The sequence below is a fragment of the Streptomyces sp. TG1A-60 genome (assembly GCF_037201975.1).
Classification (GTDB): Bacteria; Actinomycetota; Actinomycetes; order Streptomycetales; family Streptomycetaceae; genus Streptomyces.
Window position 1 is genome coordinate 5,075,112 of record NZ_CP147520.1, and the last position, 21,693, is coordinate 5,096,804.

Below are 21,693 nucleotides of genomic sequence, written 5' to 3' on the forward strand. Positions count from 1 at the left end.
GATGGTGTCAGCCACGGCCGTAGGTCTCCTCAGCTTTCCAGAAGTAGATGAACCCGCCGACGCCCGCGAGGAGAGCCCAGCCCGCGGCTGCCGCCCACACGTGCGGCGGCAACTGGCCCCACTCGAAGCTGTCGATGAGCGCGAACCGCATGAGGTCGATGTAGAGGACGGCCGGGTTGTACTCCAGCAGCAGGTGCACCGCCCGCGGCAGGTTCCGGTCGGCGAGCATCCTGTCGATGCTGAACATCACGCCCGAGGTGTACATCCAGGTCCGCAGCACGAAGGGCATCAGCTGCGAGATGTCGGGGGTCTTGGAGCCGATCCGCGCCATGGCCATCGCGACCCCGGCGTTGAACACGAACTGCAGGGCGAGGGCCGGCACGATCAGCAGCCAGGAGAGGGCGACCGGCACCCCGAAGGCCAGCAGGATCACGACCAGCGCGGCGATGGAGAACAGCAGTTGCTGGAGCTGTTGCAGGCAGTACGACAGGGGGAGCGAGGCGCGGGGGAAGTGCAGGGCGCGGACGAGGCCGAGGCTGCCGGACATGGCCCGGGTGCCGGCCATGATCGAGCTCTGGGTGAAGGTCCACACGAACACGCCGGTCACGAGGAACGGCACGTAGTCCGGGACGCCGTGCTTCGTGCCCATCAGCACGCCGAAGATGAAGTAGTAGACCGTCGCGTTGAGCAGCGGGTTCGCGATCTGCCAGAGCTGGCCGAGTTTCGCCTGGCTGTACTGCGCGGTCAGCTTCGCCGTGGCGAAGGCGGTGATGAAGTGCCGCCGGGCCCACAACTGCCGTATGTACCCGCCGAGCGAGGGGCGGGCCCCGCTGACGCAGAGGCCGTACCGCGCGGCGAGCTGCGCCGGGGTCTCGGCCTCGGCGGGGGGCCGGGCGCCGGTCGTGGTCGGGGGCGGTGTGTCGAGAACCTGGCTCACATCCGCTGCTTTCACTGGGTGGGGGGCGTCCCGTGTACGCGGCGTCGTCTCACGCTTCTCACCCTTCTCGCGCCGCTCTTGCCTTGCGCTTAGGTCGGGACGGGACCGTATCGTCGCAACGCGAGCGTAAGCCGATCAGGCGTCGGAACGCAACCGTTCCGTCGTCACGCCCCTATGCTTGACGGCATGACGACGAACGCCGACCGCTCCGAAGCGCAGCCGCCGCCACGGCCGCGCCGCCGGGCCCCCGCCGGGGCGGCGGTGCTCCGCGAGGACGTGACGGAGGCGATCCGCGCGGCGGTCTTCGAGGAGCTGGCGGCCGTCGGCTACGCCCGGATGTCCATCGAGGGCATCGCGCGCCGCGCTGGGGTCGGCAAGACGGCGGTGTACCGGCGTTGGCGTTCCAAGCTGCATCTGGTGCTGGACCTGGTCTCGGCGGTGGCGGTCCAGGGCCTGCCGATGCCGGACACGGGCTCGCTTGAGGGGGACCTGCGGCTGCTCTACGAGGTCACGTCCCGCGCTCTGCGCCACCCGGTCGCCGGGCAGATCATCCCCGACCTCCAGGCGGAGGCCGCCCGCAATCCCGAGATCGCCGAGGCCATGCAGAAGGCGTTGCGGGAGGGGCAGCAGAGTGTGGCGACCGGCATCGTGGCGGCGGCGGTCGCGCGGGGCGAGGTGCGGGCCGGGGTGGACGAGGATCTGGCGCTGGACGTGATCTCCGGGCCGCTGTACTGGCGCTCGGTGGTCGTCCGGGCGCCGAAGCCGCCGAAGGGGTATCTGGAGAGTCTGACGCGGGCTACGGCGGGGGCGTTGCGGGCGTTGTAGCCCGGTAGGGCGTTGCGGGCGTTGGAGGTTGGTGAGTTCAGGGGCGCCCAGGACCCGGTCCCCGCATCCCGGTAGGGGTACGTGCAGGGGTTCCAGCCATCGCTCCGGGATCGCGTCGACGCCGTGGACCGCGCCAGCGAGGCCGCCGGCCACCGCCGCGACCGTGTCCGTGTCACCGCCGAGGCCGACGGCGGCGCGTACGGCGTCCCTCGTACGAGTCGGTCGTCCGCACGGCCCACACGGCGGAGCCGAGACAGGGCCAGACGGCGCCGTTGAACTCGGTGGCGTCGTTCGGGGTGCCAGTCGGGGTCGAGGACGACGGCGTACCGGGGAAGGAGTGGACTCCCGGCGGCGGATGCCGACGGCGGTGCAGACCCCTCGTGTTGTCCGGCGGGCGGATGCGTCAGGAGTCCAGGGGCGGCGGCGAGTTGCTGACCCGGAAGGGAAATGTTCGACGTGTCGGATGTTGTTCGAAAACTATTGACCTTGACTCGTGTCCCAATTCACACTCACGCAACGCGATGTCGTACGGGCGGAACGTCAGCACCTCGGGCGAGACCTCGCGCCCGCTCTTCAGGCATGTCTTCTTCAGGGGATGTGAACCCATGCACAGCGTGAGACCTCAGGGCCGTCTGAGATTCCGGCCGGGCGCTCTGGCTGCCGCGGCTGCCGCCTCGCTTCTGGTGGGCGTCGTCGGCCCGGCGGCCCCCGCCCGGGCGGCGGAGATCACCGACGGCCTGGCTCTCTGGTACAAACTCGACGCCACCTCGGGCACCGTGGCAGTGGACGCCTCGGGCAACGGCAGGGACGGCACCGTCAACGGCACCGCGGGCTGGTCGGGTGCCGGGGAAGGGCTCACGTTCAACGGGTCCAGTACCTACATCAAGGTGCCGAACAACATCATGAGCGGCATGAACTCGATCACCGTCTCGATGGACGTGCAGATCGACGCCACCCAGGCCACCCCGTACTTCATCTACGGCTTCGGCAACACCGCGGGCAACGGCACGGGCGACGGCTACCTTTTCACCACCGGCAACTCGTTCCGGACCGGCATCGCCTCCGGGGACTGGACCACCGAGCAGAACACCCGGGCCCCCTCCACGCTGCAGCGCTCGGTCTGGAAGCACGTCACCTACACCCAGACCGGCAACACGGGCGTCCTCTACCAGGACGGCGTGGAGGTGGCCCGCAACACGTCGGTCACCATCACCCCAGGTTCCATCGGGTCCGGCACCACCACGGCCAACTACGTCGGCAAGTCGGTATACACCGGTGACAAGCTCTTCAAGGGCAAGATCCGCGACTTCCGGGTCTACGACCGCGCGCTGGCGCCCGGCGAGGTCGTCGAACTCAGCGGGAACACCACGGCCATCACCGCGGCCACCCACCCCGCGCTGAAGACCGACGCCATAATCGACGACGCCGACAGCAGGATCACCCTCCCGCTGACCGAGGGCACCGACCTCACCGCGCTCGCCCCGCGGTTCACCCCCGTCAACGGCGCGGCGATCAGCCCCGCCTCCGGCACCCCGCGCGACTTCACCGAGCCCGTGACGTACGAGGTGACCGGCTCCAACGGCGAGAAGCGCACCTGGACGGTCGAGGCGCTGGTCATGAAGAGCCCGGTCCTGCCGGGACTCAACGCCGACCCGAACGTCGTCCGCTTCGGCGACACCTTCTACATCTACCCCACCACCGACGGCTTCCCGGGCTGGAGCGGCACGCAGTTCAAGGCGTACTCCTCCAAGGACCTGGTCCACTGGAAGGACCACGGCGTCATCCTCGACCTCGGACCGGACGTCTCCTGGGCCGACAGCAGGGCCTGGGCCCCGGCGATGGGCGAGAAGAACGGGAAGTACTACTTCTACTACTCCGCCGACACCAACATCGGCGTCGCGGTCTCCGACTCGCCCACCGGCCCGTTCAAGGACCCCCTGGGCAAGCCGCTGGTCGCCCGTGGCGCCTACACCGGCCAGATGATCGACCCGGCGGTCTTCACCGACGACGACGGGCAGTCGTACCTCTACTGGGGCAACGGCAGGGCGTACGTCGTCCCGCTCAACGACGACATGGTCTCCTTCGACGCGTCCAAGGTCACCGACATCACCCCCGGCGGCTACAACGAGGGCACCTTCGTCATCAAGCGCAAGGGCACCTACTACTTCATGTGGTCGGAGAACGACACCCGGGACGAGAACTACCGGGTCGCCTACGCCACCGGCTCCTCGCCCACCGGTCCCTGGACCAAGCGGGGCGTGATCCTGGAGAAGGACCTCTCGCTCGGCGTCAAGGGCCCCGGCCACCACTCCGTGGTCCACGTCCCGAACACCGACGACTGGTACATCGCCTACCACCGCTTCGCCATCCCGGGCGGTGACGGCACCCACCGCGAAACGACCGTAGACAGGCTGGAGTTCGACGCCGACGGCCTGATGAAGAAGGTCGTCCCCACCCTGGAGAGCATCGAACCGGTCACCGTCGGCGCCGCCCTGCCGACGCACACCACCCGCTCGCTCCGGTCGGTGAACTTCACCGGCCGCTACGCCGCCGTCCGCTCCGACAGCCTCGGCCACCTCGACCCGGTGACCTCCTCCAGCACCACGGCCGTCAAGCAGAGCGCCACCCTCACCGTCGTACCTGGCCTGGCCGACTCCACCTGCTACTCGTTCCGTGACTCGTCCGGCCGCTACCTGCGCCACATGGACTTCCGGGTCCGCTTCGACGCGAGCAACGGCACGGCCATCTTCGACAAGGACGCCACCTACTGCGCCCGGCCGGGTTCGGTCACCGGCTCGGTCAGCCTGGAGTCGTACAACTACCCCGGCCGCTACCTCCGCCACCGCGACTACGAGCTGCGTGTCGACCCCTACCAGGACAGCGCCACCTTCCGCGCCGACAGTTCCTTCACGGCGGTCCTCCCCTGGGCCTGACCGCGATTCCTCGCTCGCAGGGTGACCCGCACGGCTTTGCCGTGCGGGTCACCCGTCTGCGGTGCGGGGTGCCGTCGAGGACCGCCCCCGGAGAACGGCGTCGTCGAAGTTGACGCGCACGAGCGAGGCCTGGCTCAGATCGGCCCCGGAGAAGTCGGCGCCCTGAGCGTCGGAGCGGTAGAGGTCCGCCTCGACGAGCTTGGCGCCCACGAGCTTCGTGTCGGTGAACCAGCCCTCCGTGAGGTTGACGCCGGAAAGGTCGACGCCGCTCAGGTCGAGTCCGATGACATCGTGCCCGCGGATCCGTTCACCGGCCTCGGTCCACTCGAATTCCACGAGGGCGCGGTTGCCGTCCTCGCTCATGACCCGCATGGACGCGAGTGTGCCGTCGGGGTGCCGTCTCCTGGTTTCCCCGACCGTAAAACCATGCGTAACACCTCGGTCGGAGTGGGTCAGAGCAGGTCGGTCAGGTCCGGGCCCCGGCCGTCGATGACGTCGGGCGTCTTGATGCCGTGGCCCTCGGCGCGGCCGAAGTACGTCGGCTCGCCCGGCTCGGCCGCGACGCCCAGCAGGGTGTCGAGGGCCTGGAGGGCTGCCGCCAGACGAGGGGCATTGTGCTTCTCGACCTCTGGATGGGGGTAGCCGCGGAAGTCGAAGTGGCCCCAGATGTCGTGGAAGACGGCCAGCTCCGCGGAGAGGCCCAGCGCGTCGGGGGAGACGGTCAGCTCTACCAGGCGGTGCTCACGGCGCTCCTCGCCCGCCGCGTCGATCCAGGTGCCGGAGCCCGAGACGAGAATGTCGCCGACCTCCGCGCCGGGGAAGCCGACGGGGCGGGCCGCCAGGAGGCGCCCGGGCAACTCGGGGTCATCGAGAGGACCCTGGAGCGACAGTCGTGTGGTCACACCGATGCCGCCCTTGCCGTACACGAACCAGTGCCACTCGAGGCCGCCGGGGACCAACAGTCCGTGCTCGTGTAGGACGGCGGACATCCGGGCGGCCACCGACAGGGCGGATTCCAGGCCTGGGGGCGCGAATTCATCGAGCTCCCAGTCCCAGGACGCGCATTCCCTCGGGGCACGCAGCAGAGAGGACATGAGTGTTCCTTACGGGTAGACCGGGCCGTTGGCGGGGAGGGTGATGGAACCGTCCTCGAACCGCAGATCGAAGGTGGCGTTGCTCCGCCTCGCGTGTCCTTCGACGCGTCTCAGGATGTCATCCGTGACGTTGGCCTTCAGGTCATGGATGTCCAGGATCGCCACCTTCTGGCCGGCGATGGGCCCGGCAAGCTGCTTGGCGGCGATCTTCTTGGCCGCGGAGTTGATGCCCGTCACCGACTGCACGTCCTTGAGCTGGACGCCGTACTCGATCCGGTCTCCTGACTTGATGAGCACGTCGAGGTCCAGCTTGGCGTCCGGGTCCTTCAACTCCAGAGCCAGGTTCTTGTGCCCACGAGCCTGCAGTTCCGTCGCATGCTCCATGGCCATGTACACGGCAGGAGTCATGTCGCCCTGCTTGCACTGGGAGAGGAGATCGGGGTAGCCGGGCAGCTCCGCGAGGTGACCACGAGCGATGTGGTCGGCGATTCCGGAGCCGTAGTCGCTCTTGCGTAGCTGGACGAGCAGGCGCTGCTGGTCGTGCAGCTGCATCTTCGCCTTGCCGAGCTGGTCCACGACCGCCGTTTCCTGGCCCGGCTTCATGCCACCCGTGGACGGGGAGGGTGTCGAGGCCCCCTCCCTGAAGTCGGGACCGCCAGGACCGTCTCCACCGCCAGGACCGTCTCCACCGCCGGGTCCGTCACCGTGTCCACCGCCGCCCTCGCCTTCTCCGTGGCCGCCCGAGGAGGCTTCCGAGTGGCCGCCACCTGGCGTCTCGCCGTGGCCACCCGAAGGCGTCTCGGCGTGGCCACCACCGGCCGGGCCATCGCCGCCGCGAGAGGCCCCGCCGCCGGTCGGCGTCTCGTGGGTCCCGGACGGTCCCCGGCCCAGGTCATCGGCGCGGCCATCCGGCAGGTTGTCCGCACGACCACCGGGCACATGGTCGGCCCGCCCGCCCGGCGGGCCGTTGTCCCCGACCTGCCCGGTGCCGCCGAGGTCGTCACCTACGCGCGCGGTGCCGCCCGGATCGCCCCCGACCCGTCCCGCAGCCGTACCGCCGTCGCCGACCCCGGCCCCCACCAACTCCGGCTGAGGCTGGGAGACGTCCAGGCCGCGCTCCGCCGCCGTCCCCTCGTGCTTGATGCTGTCCAGGGACTCGCGCACCGTGCCGTCGGCGTTGTGGACGACCAGGGTCGTGGTGTCGAGGTAGACGACCTCGCCCTTGGGCGTCTCCATGCGGACGCTGTTCTCCGGGGTGAGCCCGGCGGGCAGGTCGTCCGTGATGGTGGGTGGGTCGGCGATCTGGTACGTGCCCTCGCCGAGCCTGATGTGGGTGCCGTCGGTGATGCCGCGCAGACCGGCCATGACGTCGCTGATCCTGACCGCCGTCGCGCCGACGCCCTTGGTGATGTACGTCATCGGGTCGACGATCCGGCCCGCCCTGCCCGCGAAGGAGATGGCCTTGGCGATGGCGCCCGCCTTGCCGGCGCCCGCCACGGCACCGCCCGCGCCGCCGGTGAAGACGGTCGTCAGGACGTTGAAGGTGACGGCCCCGGCCGCCCTCGACGGGTTCTTGCCCCACTCGTCGTACGCGATCAGCGCCTTGCCGGTCTCCACCACCGCCGTGCGGGAGTCGCGCAGCCAGGAGGGCAGTTCGTCTTCGGGGGCCAGCCAGTACGCGGTACCGAGCGGCGTTGCCGTGATCGCGATGCCCGTCAGGAGCTTGCCCAGCCCCGTCCATGCCTGGCCCGCCGCGTCCCAGCCGTTGAAGCCCACCAGGGTGCCGAGCCCCTTGACGGTGCCCCACACACCGTCGACGACGAAGCCGACAGCGAAGTCCCAGGCGTGCTCGTGGATGTAGTACCAGGGGTTGGACTCCTCGACCGGGTCGCCCCAGGGCAGACCGCCGGCGTTGTTCAGGTCCTCGCCCCGGTAGCCGTACATGTTCTCTGCGTCCGAGCCGTCGTTGACGACGAGCGGCTCGCCGCCGACCAGCGCGACGATCTTGTTGTAGCAGTCCCGCTCGGCGGCCTGGAAGGCGGCGTACGCGGCGTTGACGTCCGAGCGGCGGTTGTTGTTCTCCTCGACGAGGTCACCGTCGGCGCGCCACTCGTCGTCGTCCGCGATCTTGTTGCGGAAGGCGATGGCGTCCTGGCGGAGCTGGTCGAACTTCTGCTTGAGCGGGCCGACGGCCGCGGCGTACGTGTCCAGGGCCGAGGCCACGGTCTCCAGCTCGGTGGAGAACTCCTCGCCCTTGGCCGCCACCGGCGCGGTCGTCGCGAAGAGCGCCTCCGCCTCCGGTGCCCTGTAGTACGCGGAGAGGCCGCCGAAGCGGGTGTGGACCGCCGAGCCCGAGTCCTTCAAAGAGGTGCCGGCCGAACGTACCCCGGCGATGTGCTCGTCCAGCAGCTCCAGGTTGCCGGTGAACTCGGGGACCTCCTCCGGGATGACGGGGATGTCGTCGCTCACCGCGGCCCCTGCCCGTTGCCGTCGACACCCGGCGGCGGGGGCACCACCGTGGCCTTGAGTGCGGCCGACTGGTGCTCGGCGGCCATGTCCAGGTCGCCCGTCACATACGCGTTGGTGGCGTTGGCCGCGCCCTGCACGGAGTCGATGGTCCGCTGCGCCATGAACGCCAGCTTCTGCTGCCGCTCCTGCAGATACTGGCTCAGCGCCGCCGCCACCGGACCGACCGGCACCCGTGGCGTGCCCGCGGCCACCGGCCCGATCATGGGCCCGTCGAACTGCCCGCCGGGCACGGCCGTACCGGCCGACTCGGCCGCGCTCGCCATGTTCGTCACCAGTGAGTTGGCGGCCTTCTCCAGGTCCCCCGCCGCCTCACCCGTCGAGTTCAGCGTGGTCTGCACGTTGATCGGATCGATGTCCCAAGCCGGCATCGTCGCTACCCCCGTAACGCTCCTGTCGGATACGTCGTACGTCGTTCGCTCGTCGTTTCGCTTCCCTCCCTGCACACGCGCAACCAGCACCGATTGGTTCCCGCCGCGGAGCGGTGCGCCACGGGTGTCGCACGGGCACGTAGGTCAATCGTTGGTACCAAAGGGGCGGTCACGGGCGCAACGTCGATCCGGTCACATGCCTCAGTGGCGCAGGGTCCAGCCCGCCCACGCCGACGAGATCATCTCCTCGACGCCGTACCGCGCCTTCCAGCCCAGCTCGGCCGCGATCCGGTCCGCCGAGGCGACCACGCGCGCGGGGTCGCCCGGCCGCCGGCCGACGTCGACGGGGGGCAGGTCATGGCCGGTGAGCGCGTTGATCCGGTCGATCATCTCGCGCACCGAGACGCCGTCCCCACGCCCGATGTTGAGGGTGAGGTCCGTGCCCGGCGCCTCGCGCAGCCGCCGCGCGGTCGCCACATGGGCCTCCGCCAGGTCGACGACATGGATGTAGTCCCGGACGCACGTCCCGTCGGGGGTGGGGTAGTCGGCGCCGAAGACACGCGGCGGGGCGCCCTCGGAGAGCTTCTCGAAGACCATGGGGACGAGGTTGAAGACGCCCGTGTCCGCGAGTTCGGGGGCCGCAGCGCCGGCCACGTTGAAGTAGCGGAGCGAGGCGGTCGACAGTCCGGTCGCCCGGCCCGTGGCCCGCACCAGCCACTCGCCGGCCAGCTTGGTCTCGCCGTACGGGCTCATCGGCACGCACGGCGTCTCCTCGGTGACGAGGTCCACCTCGGGCATGCCGTACACGGCGGCCGAGGACGAGAAGACGAAGGACGGGACCCCGGCGTCCGTGACGACCGACAGCAGGGTGCGCAGGCCCTCGACGTTCTCCCGGTAGTAGTGCAGCGGCAGTTCGACCGACTCGCCGACCTGCTTCTTCGCCGCGAGGTGGACGACTCCGGTGACGCCCCGGTCCCGGATCACCCGCTCCAGCCGCGCCCCGTCGAGAGTGGAACCGATCTCCAACGGCACGCCCTCGGGCACCCGTTCGGCGATCCCCGTGGACAGGTCGTCGTAGACGACGGCCTGTTCGCCCGCGTCGAGCATCGCGCGCACCACATGCGCCCCGATGTATCCGGCGCCACCGGTGATCAGCCAGGTCATGGACGACCGTCCTCTCGTGAGTGAGCTTGTAGTGATCCCGCGGTGAATCCCGCGGTGAATCCCGCGGTGAATCCCGCGGTGAATCCCGCGGTGAATCCCGCGGTGAATCCCGCGGTGAATCCCGTAGCGATGAGGCATCGAGGTGAGGCATCGAGAAGATGCGTCGAGATGATGTGGGTGCCATCAGGTCGGTCAGGCCGTCAGGCCCGTCCTCAGTGAAGCAGGCGTTTGAGGCGACGGCGTGCTACGTCGGTCAGTCCTCGCCAACCGGGCGCGAGCCGCACCGCGAGCGCCCCCGCGTGGGTCGCGTACGGCTGCACGAGCAGCACTCCGTGGCGGGTGCTCGGCAGCGCGCTCCGCCGCAGCAGTCCGGCGCCCGCGACGGCGTGCGCGGTGGTCTCCCGGGAGGTGCCGTCCGTGAACCGCAGCCGCAGCCGGAGGTCCCAGGTGCCGCTGCCCAACCCTCCCAGGTCCAGGGGGACCTCGGCCGTCCAGCTGTCGAACTCGGGCTCGGCCACGAGGGCCGCCGCGCGGGTGAACCCCACCCGCCCGCAGTCCCGTTCGGTGAAGTCCACCTGCACGGCCTCGGGCCCCGCCTCCGCCATCCGCCCGTACAGCTCGTGCAGCCGCAGCCGGAGGACCGTCCCGCGCGCGCGTGGCCGCAGTTCGGCGTCGACGGCGGCGGGCAGGAGGTGGACGGGCCGGACGAGGAGGTGTTCCAGTTCCACCTGGGGCAGGTCGGCGGACCAGACGGGGGTGCCGTCGCCCCCGCGCGCGTAGGGCGGGTTCAGCCGGGCCGGGCGGGCCGCGATCTCCTTGAGGCGGGCCAGGTCGCGCGGCTCCTCGGCGGCGAGGATCACCCGGGCGACGACCCGGCCGGGGGCGGGCGCCGGCGTGAAGTCGCCCTCGTCGAAGGTGGCCAGGTACGCGCGCGTGACGGCCCACCACTCGTGCCGGTACTCCGCGCCGCGCAGGTCCAGCTCGCGCGCGTACATCCGCAGCGAGTGGTCGAGGAAGCGGGTCCGCGTGGCCCGCGCCAGCAGCTTCTCGCCGGCGCCCAGCAGGATGTCGTACGACAGCCGGTCGGCCTCGATCCGGGCCCGCCAGTTGGTGATGCCGGAGCGGTCGAGGGAGATGGACAGCCGGGCCGCCGACCGGCGGACGTGCCAGACGTACACCGGGGCCGGGACGAGTGCGACGCGCGGCCCGGCGGCCAGCACGCGCGCGACGAACACGAAGTCCTCGTACGGGAAGCGGCCCTCGGGGAAGCGGATGGAGCGTTCGCGCAGGAAGGCGGTGCGGTAGAGCTTGTTGACGCAGAGGGTGTCGTGCACCAGGCGCACATGCCGGGACGGATGCGCCACCAGGGTGCGCCGGGCGTACAGCTCGGGCTGCCAGGGGGTCTCGCGGTCGGACGGCAGTTCCCTGCGCACGCACAGCCCCGACGCGACCGGCGCGTCGTGCTCCAGGGCCGCGCCCAGCAGGGCGTCCACGGCGCCCGGCGGCAGTGCGTCGTCGCTGTCCAGGAACATCACGTACGGCGAGGTCGCGGCGTCGAGGCCGGCGTTGCGTGGGGTGCCGCAGCCGCCGCTGTTGGTGTGGCGCCGGATGACCTTGAGCCGTGGTTCTTCCTCGGCCAGCCGCTCCAGCAGGTCCCCGCTGCCGTCCGCCGAACCGTCGTCGACCGCGATCACCTCACGGACGGCCGGCCCCTGGGCGAGCGCCGAGCGCACGGCGTCCGCCACGTGGGCGGCGTCGTCGTACCCGATGACGACGACGGAGACCTGCGCCTGCTGAAGAGCCATGGTTGCCCCGGACCTGTGGGAGGTATGTGTGCATCTTCCCTTAAGAGGGGCTTCGCGGCCCCGTGGGGAGGATGTCACGCGGGAGGTCGGGGTTCCGTTTGGCGTCGGAGAGTCGGAGAGTCGGGGCGGTGGGCTTCGGGACGGGGGTGGCGGGCCGGCCGGTGGGGGGCAGGTGTCATCAGAAGAGTGGATCGTCAGCACGTGAAAGTCGCACAGGGGCCAATGCGCCGGAAGGGTGCACCGCTGCCGGCGCGGCAACCGACCGACGCCGATCCCAGGCGCGCACCACCGGCCGCACACCGCCGATGCGGCTCTCACTGCGTGGGGCCTTCGTCCGGGCGTCGGGCCCCTGCCGATCTGGCTAGGGCGTGGGGCTGTCGGCCGGGCGTCGTCCCGGCGTCGAGCCCGTACCGGCCGGAGACGCCCGACACCGAGCCCCGGCCGGCCTGCGGTTGCCCCGCCCCTACGGCCGGTCCGTCGGTTTCTCCAGCGCCGCCTCGTCGAGTGCGGACGTCAGGTGGTCCAGGCGGTCGCGCAGGTCGCGGATCTCGTCGATGTCGAAGGTGGTCGCGGAGACGATCCGGCGGGGCACGGCCAGTGCGCGCTCCCGCAGGGCTGTGCCCTCCTCCGTCGGCCGTACGACCACCGACCGCTCGTCGCGGGCGCTGCGCTCGCGACGAACGAGACCGGCCGCCTCCAGGCGCTTCAGCAGTGGTGAGAGCGTCCCGGAGTCGAGTCGCAGACGCTCACCCAGCTTCTTCACGGGCAGCTCGCCCTGCTCCCACAGCACCAGCATCACCAGGTACTGGGGGTAGGTGATCCCCAGCTCTTTCAGGACCACGCGGTAGACGCTGTTGAAGGCGCGCGAGGCGGCATGCAGGGAGAAGCAGATCTGCCGGTCGAGACGGAGGAACTCCTCCTCGGGGACCTGCCCGGCGACCTCCTTCGAGATCCCCTCGGGCGAGTGGGCGGCGCTCGTGGTCATGGCTCCAGGGTACCTCGGGCCCACCATTTAGTTGTGGACAATTGAATTGTGTGCTCTACTTGCTGCGTGAGCGGCGGTCGGACCCCACCGCCGGACGTGACATGACCTGTGAAAGGGATGGTTCTCCCATGGACGCGCTCTACACCGCTGTCGCCACCGCCACCCACGGCCGCGAAGGTCGCGCCGTCACCAACGACGGCAAGCTCGACCTCGACCTGGCCCTTCCGGCGGAGCTGGGCGGCAACGGCCAGGGCACGAACCCGGAGCAGTTGTTCGCCGCCGGTTACGCCGCCTGCTTCGCCAGTGCCCTCGGCCTCGTCGGCCGGGCCGCCAAGGTGGACGTCGGCGACGCCGCGGTGACCGCCGAGGTCGGCATCGGCAAGCAGGGCGAGGGCTTCGGCCTCAAGGCCACCCTCCGAGTCGAACTCCCCGACACCGTCGACGAGGCCACCGGCCGCAAGCTCGTCGACCAGGCCCACCAGGTCTGCCCCTACTCCAACGCCACCCGCAACAACATCCCGGTCGAGCTGGTCATCGAGTAGTCGAGCGGTCCGGGAGGGCTTGGTCCTCAGGGGCGCGGGCAACCGCGCGACAGGCCCCCGCCGACCGCAGGCTCGCGGATCGCTCCGCACCTCCCCCTACGGAGCGATCCGCGCCAGGACCTCCCCGGTCGCGGGACTCCAGTCCACGACCACCGCCTCCTGCGGCACCTTCCGCCACCGAGTGAGCAACAGCCACTCCACCCCGTACCGCCGCGCGACCACCGCACGCTCCGCACGCGTCGACGCCGGATCCAGATACGCCCGCACATCCTCGTACCGCCGTACCCGCTCCCTTTCGTCCAGCGCCGGATCGGGCCAGGTGGGCGCCGCCATGTTCACCCCGTACCCGGGGATGGCGCGGCCCGCGTGGTACCCGTCGGTGATCAGTACCTCCCCCGCCCGCACATGTCGCGCGGCCCACTCGTACGAAGGCCACCGCGGCGGCTGGTCGAAGCCGACGGGGTCGAGCGCGGACGGCACGACCGCCCCCGCCTGCACCGTGAGGAACCCGGCGCACGCCCCCGCGACCGCCGCCCCGCCCAGCACCCGCCGGGCCCACCCCCACGGCCGGGGCGCCGCCAGCTCCACCGCCAGGGCGAACTGCGCGGGCACGGCCGCGAGCCCCAGGACCCGGCCGTACGTGTAGTGCCCGCTGACCCAGCCGTACGCCACCACCAGGCATCCCGCCGCGAACATCAGCACCAGCGGGTCTCTCGGGCACCTGTGCCCCCGCACCCACAGCGCCGGCAGCCCGAGCGACGCCAGCCAGAGGTGGCCGGCCGCGTTCTCGTACAGGCCCCGGTGGATGGCGTCCACGCCCGTGTTCCCGGCCAGGGACAGGATGTCGTAGTACGGCCACGACACCGCGACCGCCAGTGCGACCGCTCCCGTCCACGCCCACCGGCCCAGCACCGGGCGCCGCCATCCGCGCTGGCAGGCCGCCACGATCGCCAGGGCCCCGGCCGCCGAGGCCACGGCGGTGATCGGATGCACCACCAGGATCAGCCCGTACAGCGCGCCGATCCCGGCGTACGCCCAGACGCTGCCGAGGCCGCTCGGCCCGACGTAGCGCACGCCCCGCGACCACCCGCCGCCACGCGCGCGTGCCGCCGTCCACGCCCACGCCCAGAACGTCAGTCCGGTGGCGAACGCCGACGGATAGCCGAGGTTCGTCGTCATCGACATCAGCCCGAGATAGCCGCTCCACAGGACCCGCTCGGTGCCCCACAGCAACGTCATGAACAGCAGCGCGAGGACCGGCGCCCACGGCCGGGGCGTCAACGCGCGCACGAACCGGCCGATCCCGGTGAGCAGCACCAGAAGGTTCACCGGCCCGGCGAGCTTCACCAGCGACCAGCCGCTCAGTCCGGTCAGCTGTGCGAGGACGCCCTGGGCGACGGCGTACGGGGAGTAGTACGGGCTGCCGGCGCCCGGCAGGTCGGCGGTCGGGTGGGCCGGGTTCAGCAGGTCCCAGCGGAGGCGTTCGACGACCGCCGCGTGCTGACCGGCGTCGCAGCACAGCGGCACCCGCCAGTACGCCAGCGTCATCACCAGCCAGAACAGCCCGCCCACGACGGCGTACGGAGACGGCCGCCGGGTCAGCCAGGTACGGCCGCCGCGCAGGGCGGTGGCGCCGAGGGCGCTGCGCCGGCGGCCCCGGGCGCGCGCGCCGGCACCCCGGGGGCCGGGACCGCGACCGGGATCGGAATCGTGATCGGTCTTGGCTGTCTGAGGCATTTGCCGTGTATTCCCTGTATCGACATGCAGGTCAACGGCTCAGCGCGCGGTCACCACATCGAGTGAGGTGCGGGCGGCGGTGACGCGCTCCAGCAGCAGCGGCGGCCCCGCACCGGCAGCAGCCACGCCACCACGGTCAACCGGTCGCCCCTGAGGATGATGTCAGGGTGCCCGGCCTGGTTGGGGATCCCCGTGCACGCGCCCGCGAGCACGAACCCCCGAAGACCGGCCGCAGCGCGCCCCACGCCCCCGCCGCCGGCGCGGCCGGGAACAGCGGCTGCGTCAGCTGCCGACGCCCCCACTTCGGCCAGAAGTCGGCCTCCAGACGCAGGAACTCCGGCCACGGCCGGGCCCGGTCGGGCAGCGTGAAATGCAGGGGCTGCGCCCCGCTATTCGCGACCCACGCCCACTCGCGGACGAGGAGGCGTGCGGCGGCTACGTGCGCAGGGGATCGTCCACGACCGTCCGGGCCTGGGCCGGGACGGTCGCCGGCGGTGACGACGGGCGGCCCGTGGCGGCCGAGGGAACGGGGCGCCGGTCGGCCGGCGGCACGATCCCGGGCGCGGAGGTGTCCCCCAGGACGACCCGCCGCACCACCCGCTCCGCCGCCCGCCCGTCGTCGTACGGACAGAACCGGTCGCGGAAGGCGGCCCTCAGTTGCGCGGAGCGCGACCCCCGCCAGTGCCCGGTGGCGAAGATGTCGATCAGCTCGTCCTCGCTCCGCGCAACCGCCCCCGGCGGGAAGGAGCGCAGGTCGAAGTAGGTGCCACGGGCCGCCTCGTACGCCTCCCGGTCCTCGGAGTGGATCACGATGGGCCGGTCGAGGTTGGCGTAGTCGAACATGAGGGAGGAGTAGTCGGTGACGAGCGCGTCGGAGGCGAGGCACAGGTTCTCGACGCTCGGGTGGCCCGTGACGTCCAGGAGGCGGCCGTGGGCCAGGTCCGTCAGCGGCGCGTCGTACGCGTGGTGGGCGCGGGCGAGGATCACGAAACGCGGGCCGAGCTTGCGCAGCACCCGCTCCAGGTCCAGGTGGGCGCGCTGCGAGTGGCGGTAGTCGCGGTGCGTGGGGGCGTACAGGACCGCGACCGCGCCCTCGGGGATGCCGAGGTGTTCGCGCACCCGCGCCACGTCCGTCGAATCGGCCTGCAGGAACACGTCGTTGCGCGGGGATCCGTATGCGAGGGTCGTGTACGGGGACGGGTAGACCCGCTCCCAGACGAGGGTGGAGTGCCGGTTGCCGGACAGGACGTAGTCCCACTGGTCGCTGCCGCGCAGCACGGCGGCGAAGTCCGTGCCGCGCGCGGCTGCCGGCCGGTCCTGGAGGTCGAGGCCCATGTGCTTGAGCGGGGTGCCGTGCTGGGTCTGGAGGAGGACCTGACCGGGGCGCTTGACCAGGCGGCGGTCGAAGTCCACGTTGTTCACGAGGTACTTGGAGCGGGCGAGCGCCGTCCAGTACGCCATCGAGCCGGGGAGCACGCGCCGGGTCGCCACCGGGAGGGTGTGGTGATGCTCCGGGCGCGCGATCCACGAGGTGCGCATACCGGGGACGTACGTACGGAACGCGTTCTCCAGCGCGGCCGGGCTGCACACATAGCCCCGGCCCCCGTACGCGGCGAACACCGCGCGGTCGGCGCGCAGCGGGAGGAGCCGCTGGACGCGGTAGTGGACGCGCAGCCCGGCCGTGCGCGGCAGCCGGGACAGGCCCGCCACGCGGCGTCCGGTGCCCCGGCCCAGCCGCGCCACGGCCCGCAGCGCCCGGTGGACGCGCCGGCCGCCCAGCCGCAGCAGGGCGTGCCGCAGTCGGGCACGGGCGCGGGTGGGGGCGCCGGGGGTGCGATAGCGGGCGCAGTACGTGCGGACCGTACGCAGGAACTCGGCGCGCGCCTCGCGCGGCAGCCGGTGACGCCGGGTGAACACGGACGTGAGGTGGTCGACCATGCGCCGGAACAGCACCGGACGCCACTGGGCCAGCTCCGGCCGCTCGTCGACGTACGCGAACACCCGGTCGTACTGCTCGAACACGTCGAAGTGCCCCCGTGTGGTCGCCCCGAGCAGGCTGCCGTGGCGGCGCCGGCGGTGGTGGACGCAGACCCGGTCGAGGGTGGCGACGGACTCGGCGGTCGTCAGGACCGGGTACGTCCAGGCCGTGTCCTCGTAGATGCCGGGCGGGAAGCGGAAGCCGTGGTCCTCGACGAACTCCCGCTTGTACGCCTTGTTCCACACCACCGGGCGGACGTGCAGCAGGCCCGGCCGGTCGTCGAGGCGGAACGGGGCCGGGCCCTGCTCGGTCAGCCGGAGGGCGAGCCCGTCGCGGACGGGCCCGCCCGACCAGGAGGTGCGGGCGAAGTCGTGGACGAGTACGTCCGGTTCGCCGGTCTCCTTGACGCGGTCGGCGATCGCCTGGAGCGCGCCGGGCGTGAAGGTGTCGTCGCCGTCGAGGAAGAGGAGGTAGTCGCCCCTCGCGTACTCCATCCCCTTGTTGCGGGCGGCACCCGGCCCCGCGTTCTCCCGCAGGCGCACCGGGCGCCGTACGCGCGGATCGCGGGCCGCGATCTCGTCGGCGATCGCCTCGCAGTCGTCGGGGGAGGCGTCGTCGACGACGATCAGTTCGAGGTCGGTGAAGGACTGGGACAGCACGGAATCCAGGCATTCGTGCAGGTACGCCTGAACCTTGTACGCGGGAACGATGACGCTGAACCTGGGCAAGGAGGACATCCATGGATCGGAACGGGCATACTGCCCGGAAACGGCCGATCCGGTGATGTGGTTACGCGATGCGTTCCATACGGGGGATTATCCGGGGGCTGGGGGCGCGTGGGTGCGTTTTCCGCCGCGGGTTTGCGTGTGGCGGCTCGCGCCCACGCGGCGGAGCCGCATAGTGACACTGCCCCGCGCCCCTTGAGAACCGGGGACCCCCCTGCTTTCAAGGGGCGTGGGGAACTGCGTGACCAACCGCCGCTCACCGGCGGCTACTTCACCGCGCCCGCCATCACGCCCGACACGAACTGCCGTTGGAACGCGAAGAACACGGCCAGCGGGATCACCATGGAGATGAACGCGCCGGGCGCCAGGATCTCGATGTTGCCGCCGAACTGCCGGACCTGCTGCTGCAGCGCGACCGTCAGCGGCTGCGAACCGGAGCTGGAGAAGACCAGGGCGACCAGCATGTCGTTCCACACCCACAGGAACTGGAAGATCCCGAGGGACGCGAGCGCCGGTGCGGCCAGCGGCATGACGACCGTCGCGAACAGCCGTACCTCGCCCGCGCCGTCGAGCCGCGCCGCCTCCAGCAACTCGCGCGGGATCTCCGCGAAGAAGTTCCGCAACAGGAAGATCGCGAACGGCAGTCCGAAGCCGACGTGGAACAGGACGACGCCGATGATGTCGCCGAATATCCCGAGGTGCCGGAAGAGCCCGGACAGCGGGATCAGCGCCACCTGCACCGGCACCACCAGCAGCCCCACCACGACCATGAACCACCAGTCACGGCCCTTGAAGTCCATCCAGGCGAAGGCGTATCCGGCCATCGCGCCGATCAGGACGACCAGCAGCGTCGCCGGGACCGTGATCCAGACCGTGTTGACGAGGGCGTTGGTGATGCCGTCGTTCTCCAGGAGCGACTCGTAGCTCTTGGTGGTGAGCTGGGCGGGCGCCGAGAACACCTTCCACCACCCGGAGGCGGAGATGTCGGTCGGGTCGCGGAACGACGAGACCAGCAGCCCGAAGGTCGGCACCAGCCAGAACAGCGCCACCAGGAGCAGGAACACCCGCAGCGCGCCGCCCGCCGTACGGCTCGCCAGCCGGGCGGCGACGGAGCGCCTGGCGCGTTCGGGCGCCTCCCGCACAGGGCTCTCCGGGCCCGGGGCGGGGGTTTCGAGGGCGGTCACCGCTGGCGCTCCTTCCGCAGTCGCCGGATGTTGACCCACATCACCGGCAGCACGAGCAGCAGCAGGACCACACCGATCGCGCTGCCCAGCCCGAAGTCGCCCCCACCGCCGTACGACACCAGATACAGCTGGAGGGCGAGGACGTTGGCCTCGTCCTGGGTGGGCTGCGGGGCGATGATGTAGACGAGGTCGAAGACCTTCATCACGTTGATCATCAGCGTGACGAGGACGACGACCAGGACCGGCGCGAGCAGCGGCACGGTGACCCGGCGGAACACCTGCCACTCGTTCGCCCCGTCCACCCGGGCCGCTTCGAGCAGATTGCGGTCGACACCGGCCAGCCCCGCCGCGATCAGCACCATCGCGAAGCCCGCCCACATCCAGACGTACGACCCGATCACGGCCGGGGTGACCAGGGTCGGGCCGAGCCAGTCGATGCCGTTGTAGGGCGCCGCGAAGTTCGAGCCGGGCAGCCGCAGTTGGGTCCCTTCCGCCGACGCGGGCAGACTGAAGGTGCCGTCGCCGCCGCTGGTCGTGGTGGAGACGACCCTCCCGTCCCTCACCGCCTCGACCTTGACGCCCTCCAGCGCCTTCTCACCCGGGTCGACAACGCCCTTCTCGCCGCCGCCACCGAGCCGGAAGTCCAGCCAGACGGTGCCGGTGACACCGCTGCCGGTGGCCGTCTCGGCGTCCTGCGGGTCGCCGGGCAGCCGGTCGGGCGCGATACCGACGAGGGGGAGGAGGACGGGCGTACCGGCCCGCACGGTCCCCTCCGTGGTGAACGAACCCCCGCCGGACGGCCGTAGATCACTCGCCTGGGCGTTGGGCCGGGCCTTCGGATACACGGACTCGTCGACGAACACGTCGTGCACGGACGTGACGACCGCGTTCGCGACCCCCTGGTCCGGGTCCTGTTCGTACACCAGCCGGAAGATGATGCCCGCGGCCAGCATCGAGATCGCCATCGGCATGAAGACGATCAGCTTGAACGCCGTTCCCCAGCGCACCCGTTCGGTCAGCACCGCGAAGATCAGCCCGAGCGCGGTGACGAACGCCGGGGCGACCGCGACCCAGATCGCGGTGTTCCGTACGGCGACGAGTGTGGAGTCGTCGGAGAAGATCTCCGCGTAGTTGTCGAGGCCGACGAAGCCCGAGCCGTTCGCGTCGAACAGGCTCCGCCAGACCGAGTACCCGATCGGGTAGACCACGAGCGCGCCGAGCAGCACCAGCGCGGGCAGCAGAAACAGCACCGCCACCCACAGCCGGGTACCCGTCACACTCTTGCGCGGTGCGACGGGGGGCGTCGGCAGCGCGCCGGCGCCCCCCGTCGTCTTCGCCACGGCGGACGGCATCGCGGGCCGTCAGCCGTTCCCGTAGGCCTTCGCCGCGTCGCGCTCCAGCTGCTGCTGGGCGCCGGCCACGTCGTCGGGGTCCTTGAGGAAGTCCTGCAGGTCCTTCCACTCACCGACGCCCTGGGTGCCGCCGAACGCCGCCGGGGCCTGGTCGGACATGTCGAAGCGGAAGTCGTCGCCCGCCGCGAGCAGCGCCTTGGCGATCTCCCGGGTGACGTCGTCCTTGTACGACCCCTGGTCCATCTCCTTGTTGGGGGAGAGGAAGCCGCCCTGCGCCGCCCAGATCTCCGCCGCGTCGGTCGAGGCGAGGAAGGTGAGCAGTGCCTGCGCGCCCTCGCCGTCCTTCAGCGCCACGGCCGCGTCGCCGCCGGTGACCACCGGGGATTCGTCACCGACCGCAGGGAACGGGAAGACCTTGGCGTCCGTGCCGATCTCCGCGTCCGTGTCACCGTTGATGGTGACGGCCACGAAGTCGCCCTCGAACACCATCCCCGCCGGGGTGTCCCCGCCGAACGTCTGTGTGATCGACTTCGGGTACTCGGTCTGCAGCGCGCCGGACGCCCCGCCCGCGATCAGGTCGTCCTCGCCCCACAGCTCGCCGAGCGTGGTGAGCGCTTCCTCGACGGAGGGGTCGGTCCACTTGATCTCGTGCGCGGCGAGCTGGTCGTACTTCTCCGGCCCCGCCTGCGACAGGTAGACGTTCTCGAACCAGTCGGTGAGCGTCCAGCCGTCGGCGCCGCCGATGGACACGGCGGGGGTGCCGGCGTCGGAGAGCGTCTGCGCGGTCCGCAGGAACTCGTCCCACGTCCGGGGTTCCCCGGTGATCCCCGCCGCGTCGAAGGCGGCGGTGTTGTACCAGACGAGCGACTTGTTGGCGGCCTTCGCGTACACGCCGTACTGCTCGCCCTCGTAGGCGCCGAGGTCCTTCCAGCCGTCCGAGAAGTTCTTGTCCAACTGCGCCTGGGCCTCGCTGCCGAGCGGCTTCACCCAGCCCTTCTCGGCGAACTGGTGCAACACGCCGACCTGTGGCAGGAACGCCACGTCCGGCGGCTTGCCGCCCTCGATCTTGGTACCGAGGAAGGTGGAGGTGTTGTTGCCGGTCGGCACGAAGGTCACCGAGGCGCCGGTACGTTTCTCGAACTCGTCCAGCACCTTCTGGAAGTTGTCCAGCTCCGGGCCCGTGAAGACCGCCGCGACCTCCAGCTTCTGGCCGTTCAGCTCGGGTAGTTGGACGGCGGCCTCGTTGCCGCCGTCGTTGCCGTTCCCGGTGTCGTCGCCGCCCCCCTCGTCGTCACCGCCGCACGCGGTGAGGGAGAGGGCGAGGACGCCTGCGGCGAGGGCCGCGAGGGCTTTCGAAGTGGATGGATGTGCGGACTTCTCCCAGGGGTTGGGCTTGCGTGTACGTAATATGCTGCGCATCACTGACCCCGTTCTCCGTGCGTCGTCGAAGTAGAGGCGCTGTCTCGTGCGCTCTGGTCTACGCCGCGTGCCTGGGGGCGGCAAGAGCGCCTGCGGTGTCAACTCCTCGATCGTGA

Annotated in this window: 16 protein-coding genes and 3 pseudogenes; 4 read left to right on the top strand and 15 right to left on the bottom strand. The window is 71.0% G+C overall.

Annotated elements, in window-relative coordinates; all coding sequences use genetic code 11:
* Positions 1-7: 7 nt before the first annotated feature.
* Positions 8-937: an ABC transporter permease gene (locus tag WBG99_RS22040; protein WP_338897959.1), complete on the bottom strand. Its 930-nt coding sequence runs from the start codon at positions 935-937 to the stop codon at positions 8-10.
* Positions 938-1,123: 186 nt separating this feature from the next.
* Between WBG99_RS22040 and WBG99_RS22045 the strand changes: the two genes are divergently transcribed.
* A complete protein-coding gene (locus WBG99_RS22045) occupies positions 1,124-1,762 on the top strand; it encodes a TetR/AcrR family transcriptional regulator (protein ID WP_338897961.1) in 639 nt (212 codons plus the stop codon).
* Between the two features lie 33 nt (positions 1,763-1,795).
* Here WBG99_RS22045 and WBG99_RS22050 read toward each other — a convergent pair.
* Positions 1,796-2,091, bottom strand: a pseudogene (locus WBG99_RS22050) (ADP-ribosylglycohydrolase family protein); the annotation flags it as partial.
* A 429-nt stretch (positions 2,092-2,520) separates the two neighbouring features.
* On the opposite strand from WBG99_RS22050, the pseudogene WBG99_RS22055 reads away from it, so the two are divergent.
* Positions 2,521-4,245: pseudogene (locus WBG99_RS22055) on the top strand (family 43 glycosylhydrolase); the annotation flags it as partial.
* A gap of 42 nt (positions 4,246-4,287) precedes the next feature.
* Positions 4,288-4,695, top strand: coding sequence for an AbfB domain-containing protein (locus WBG99_RS22060; RefSeq protein WP_338900435.1), 408 nt, complete (start codon positions 4,288-4,290; stop codon positions 4,693-4,695).
* A 48-nt stretch (positions 4,696-4,743) separates the two neighbouring features.
* On the opposite strand, the gene WBG99_RS22065 is transcribed toward WBG99_RS22060, so the two are convergent.
* The 7 genes from WBG99_RS22065 to WBG99_RS22095 form a co-directional block, all read right to left on the bottom strand.
* Positions 4,744-5,067 (bottom strand): pentapeptide repeat-containing protein, encoded by a 324-nt coding sequence (locus tag WBG99_RS22065; protein WP_338897963.1) that lies wholly within the window; start codon positions 5,065-5,067, stop codon positions 4,744-4,746.
* A gap of 80 nt (positions 5,068-5,147) precedes the next feature.
* Entirely contained in the window at positions 5,148-5,789 is a 642-nt protein-coding gene (locus WBG99_RS22070; RefSeq protein ID WP_338897964.1) for a hypothetical protein, read from the bottom strand.
* Positions 5,790-5,798: 9 nt separating this feature from the next.
* Positions 5,799-8,258, bottom strand: coding sequence for a hypothetical protein (locus WBG99_RS22075; RefSeq protein WP_338897965.1), 2,460 nt, complete (start codon positions 8,256-8,258; stop codon positions 5,799-5,801).
* Positions 8,255-8,686: a DUF6507 family protein gene (locus WBG99_RS22080; RefSeq protein WP_338897967.1), complete on the bottom strand. Its 432-nt coding sequence runs from the start codon at positions 8,684-8,686 to the stop codon at positions 8,255-8,257. The genes WBG99_RS22075 and WBG99_RS22080 overlap by 4 nt, the downstream gene beginning before the upstream one ends.
* A 201-nt stretch (positions 8,687-8,887) precedes the next feature.
* Positions 8,888-9,850: a UDP-glucose 4-epimerase GalE gene (galE, locus tag WBG99_RS22085; RefSeq protein ID WP_338897968.1), complete on the bottom strand. Its 963-nt coding sequence runs from the start codon at positions 9,848-9,850 to the stop codon at positions 8,888-8,890.
* Positions 9,851-10,062: 212 nt separating this feature from the next.
* Entirely contained in the window at positions 10,063-11,655 is a 1,593-nt protein-coding gene (locus tag WBG99_RS22090; RefSeq protein WP_338897969.1) for a glycosyltransferase family 2 protein, read from the bottom strand.
* A gap of 463 nt (positions 11,656-12,118) precedes the next feature.
* Entirely contained in the window at positions 12,119-12,640 is a 522-nt protein-coding gene (locus tag WBG99_RS22095) for a MarR family transcriptional regulator (RefSeq protein WP_338897970.1), read from the bottom strand.
* Between the two features lie 128 nt (positions 12,641-12,768).
* On the opposite strand from WBG99_RS22095, the gene WBG99_RS22100 reads away from it, so the two are divergent.
* Positions 12,769-13,182: an organic hydroperoxide resistance protein gene (locus WBG99_RS22100; protein WP_338897971.1), complete on the top strand. Its 414-nt coding sequence runs from the start codon at positions 12,769-12,771 to the stop codon at positions 13,180-13,182.
* 96 nt (positions 13,183-13,278) lie between these two features.
* Here WBG99_RS22100 and WBG99_RS22105 read toward each other — a convergent pair whose 3' ends face one another.
* The 6 genes and pseudogenes from WBG99_RS22105 to WBG99_RS22130 all read right to left on the bottom strand — a co-directional run bounded on the left by WBG99_RS22105 (position 13,279) and on the right by WBG99_RS22130 (position 21,577).
* A complete protein-coding gene (locus WBG99_RS22105) occupies positions 13,279-14,919 on the bottom strand; it encodes a hypothetical protein (protein WP_338897972.1) in 1,641 nt (546 codons plus the stop codon).
* 39 nt (positions 14,920-14,958) lie between these two features.
* Positions 14,959-15,292 (bottom strand): annotated as a pseudogene (locus tag WBG99_RS22110) (hypothetical protein); the annotation flags it as partial.
* A gap of 62 nt (positions 15,293-15,354) precedes the next feature.
* A complete protein-coding gene (locus WBG99_RS22115) occupies positions 15,355-17,625 on the bottom strand; it encodes a bifunctional glycosyltransferase family 2 protein/CDP-glycerol:glycerophosphate glycerophosphotransferase (protein ID WP_338897973.1) in 2,271 nt (756 codons plus the stop codon).
* Positions 17,626-17,888: 263 nt separating this feature from the next.
* A complete protein-coding gene (locus WBG99_RS22120; protein ID WP_338897974.1) occupies positions 17,889-18,806 on the bottom strand; it encodes a carbohydrate ABC transporter permease in 918 nt (305 codons plus the stop codon).
* Positions 18,803-20,083 carry a sugar ABC transporter permease gene (locus tag WBG99_RS22125; RefSeq protein ID WP_338900436.1) on the bottom strand — a complete coding sequence of 427 codons (1,281 nt, stop codon included), beginning with the start codon at positions 20,081-20,083 and terminating at the stop codon, positions 18,803-18,805. The genes WBG99_RS22120 and WBG99_RS22125 overlap by 4 nt, the downstream gene beginning before the upstream one ends.
* An 84-nt stretch (positions 20,084-20,167) precedes the next feature.
* Positions 20,168-21,577: an ABC transporter substrate-binding protein gene (locus tag WBG99_RS22130; RefSeq protein ID WP_338897975.1), complete on the bottom strand. Its 1,410-nt coding sequence runs from the start codon at positions 21,575-21,577 to the stop codon at positions 20,168-20,170.
* Positions 21,578-21,693 lie beyond the last annotated feature (116 nt).

Bases quoted from the DNA above. Each gene is read 5' to 3' on its own strand.
- WBG99_RS22045 (WP_338897961.1), top strand. From the start codon at position 1,124: ATGACGACGAACGCCGACCGCTCCGAAGCGCAGCCGCCGCCACGGCCG.
- WBG99_RS22065 (WP_338897963.1), bottom strand. From the start codon at position 5,067: ATGCGGGTCATGAGCGAGGACGGCAACCGCGCCCTCGTGGAATTCGAG.
- WBG99_RS22070 (WP_338897964.1), bottom strand. From the start codon at position 5,789: ATGTCCTCTCTGCTGCGTGCCCCGAGGGAATGCGCGTCCTGGGACTGG.
- WBG99_RS22080 (WP_338897967.1), bottom strand. From the start codon at position 8,686: ATGCCGGCTTGGGACATCGATCCGATCAACGTGCAGACCACGCTGAAC.
- galE (WP_338897968.1), bottom strand. From the start codon at position 9,850: ATGACCTGGCTGATCACCGGTGGCGCCGGATACATCGGGGCGCATGTG.
- WBG99_RS22090 (WP_338897969.1), bottom strand. From the start codon at position 11,655: ATGGCTCTTCAGCAGGCGCAGGTCTCCGTCGTCGTCATCGGGTACGAC.
- WBG99_RS22095 (WP_338897970.1), bottom strand. From the start codon at position 12,640: ATGACCACGAGCGCCGCCCACTCGCCCGAGGGGATCTCGAAGGAGGTC.
- WBG99_RS22100 (WP_338897971.1), top strand. From the start codon at position 12,769: ATGGACGCGCTCTACACCGCTGTCGCCACCGCCACCCACGGCCGCGAA.
- WBG99_RS22105 (WP_338897972.1), bottom strand. From the start codon at position 14,919: ATGCCTCAGACAGCCAAGACCGATCACGATTCCGATCCCGGTCGCGGT.
- WBG99_RS22130 (WP_338897975.1), bottom strand. From the start codon at position 21,577: ATGCGCAGCATATTACGTACACGCAAGCCCAACCCCTGGGAGAAGTCC.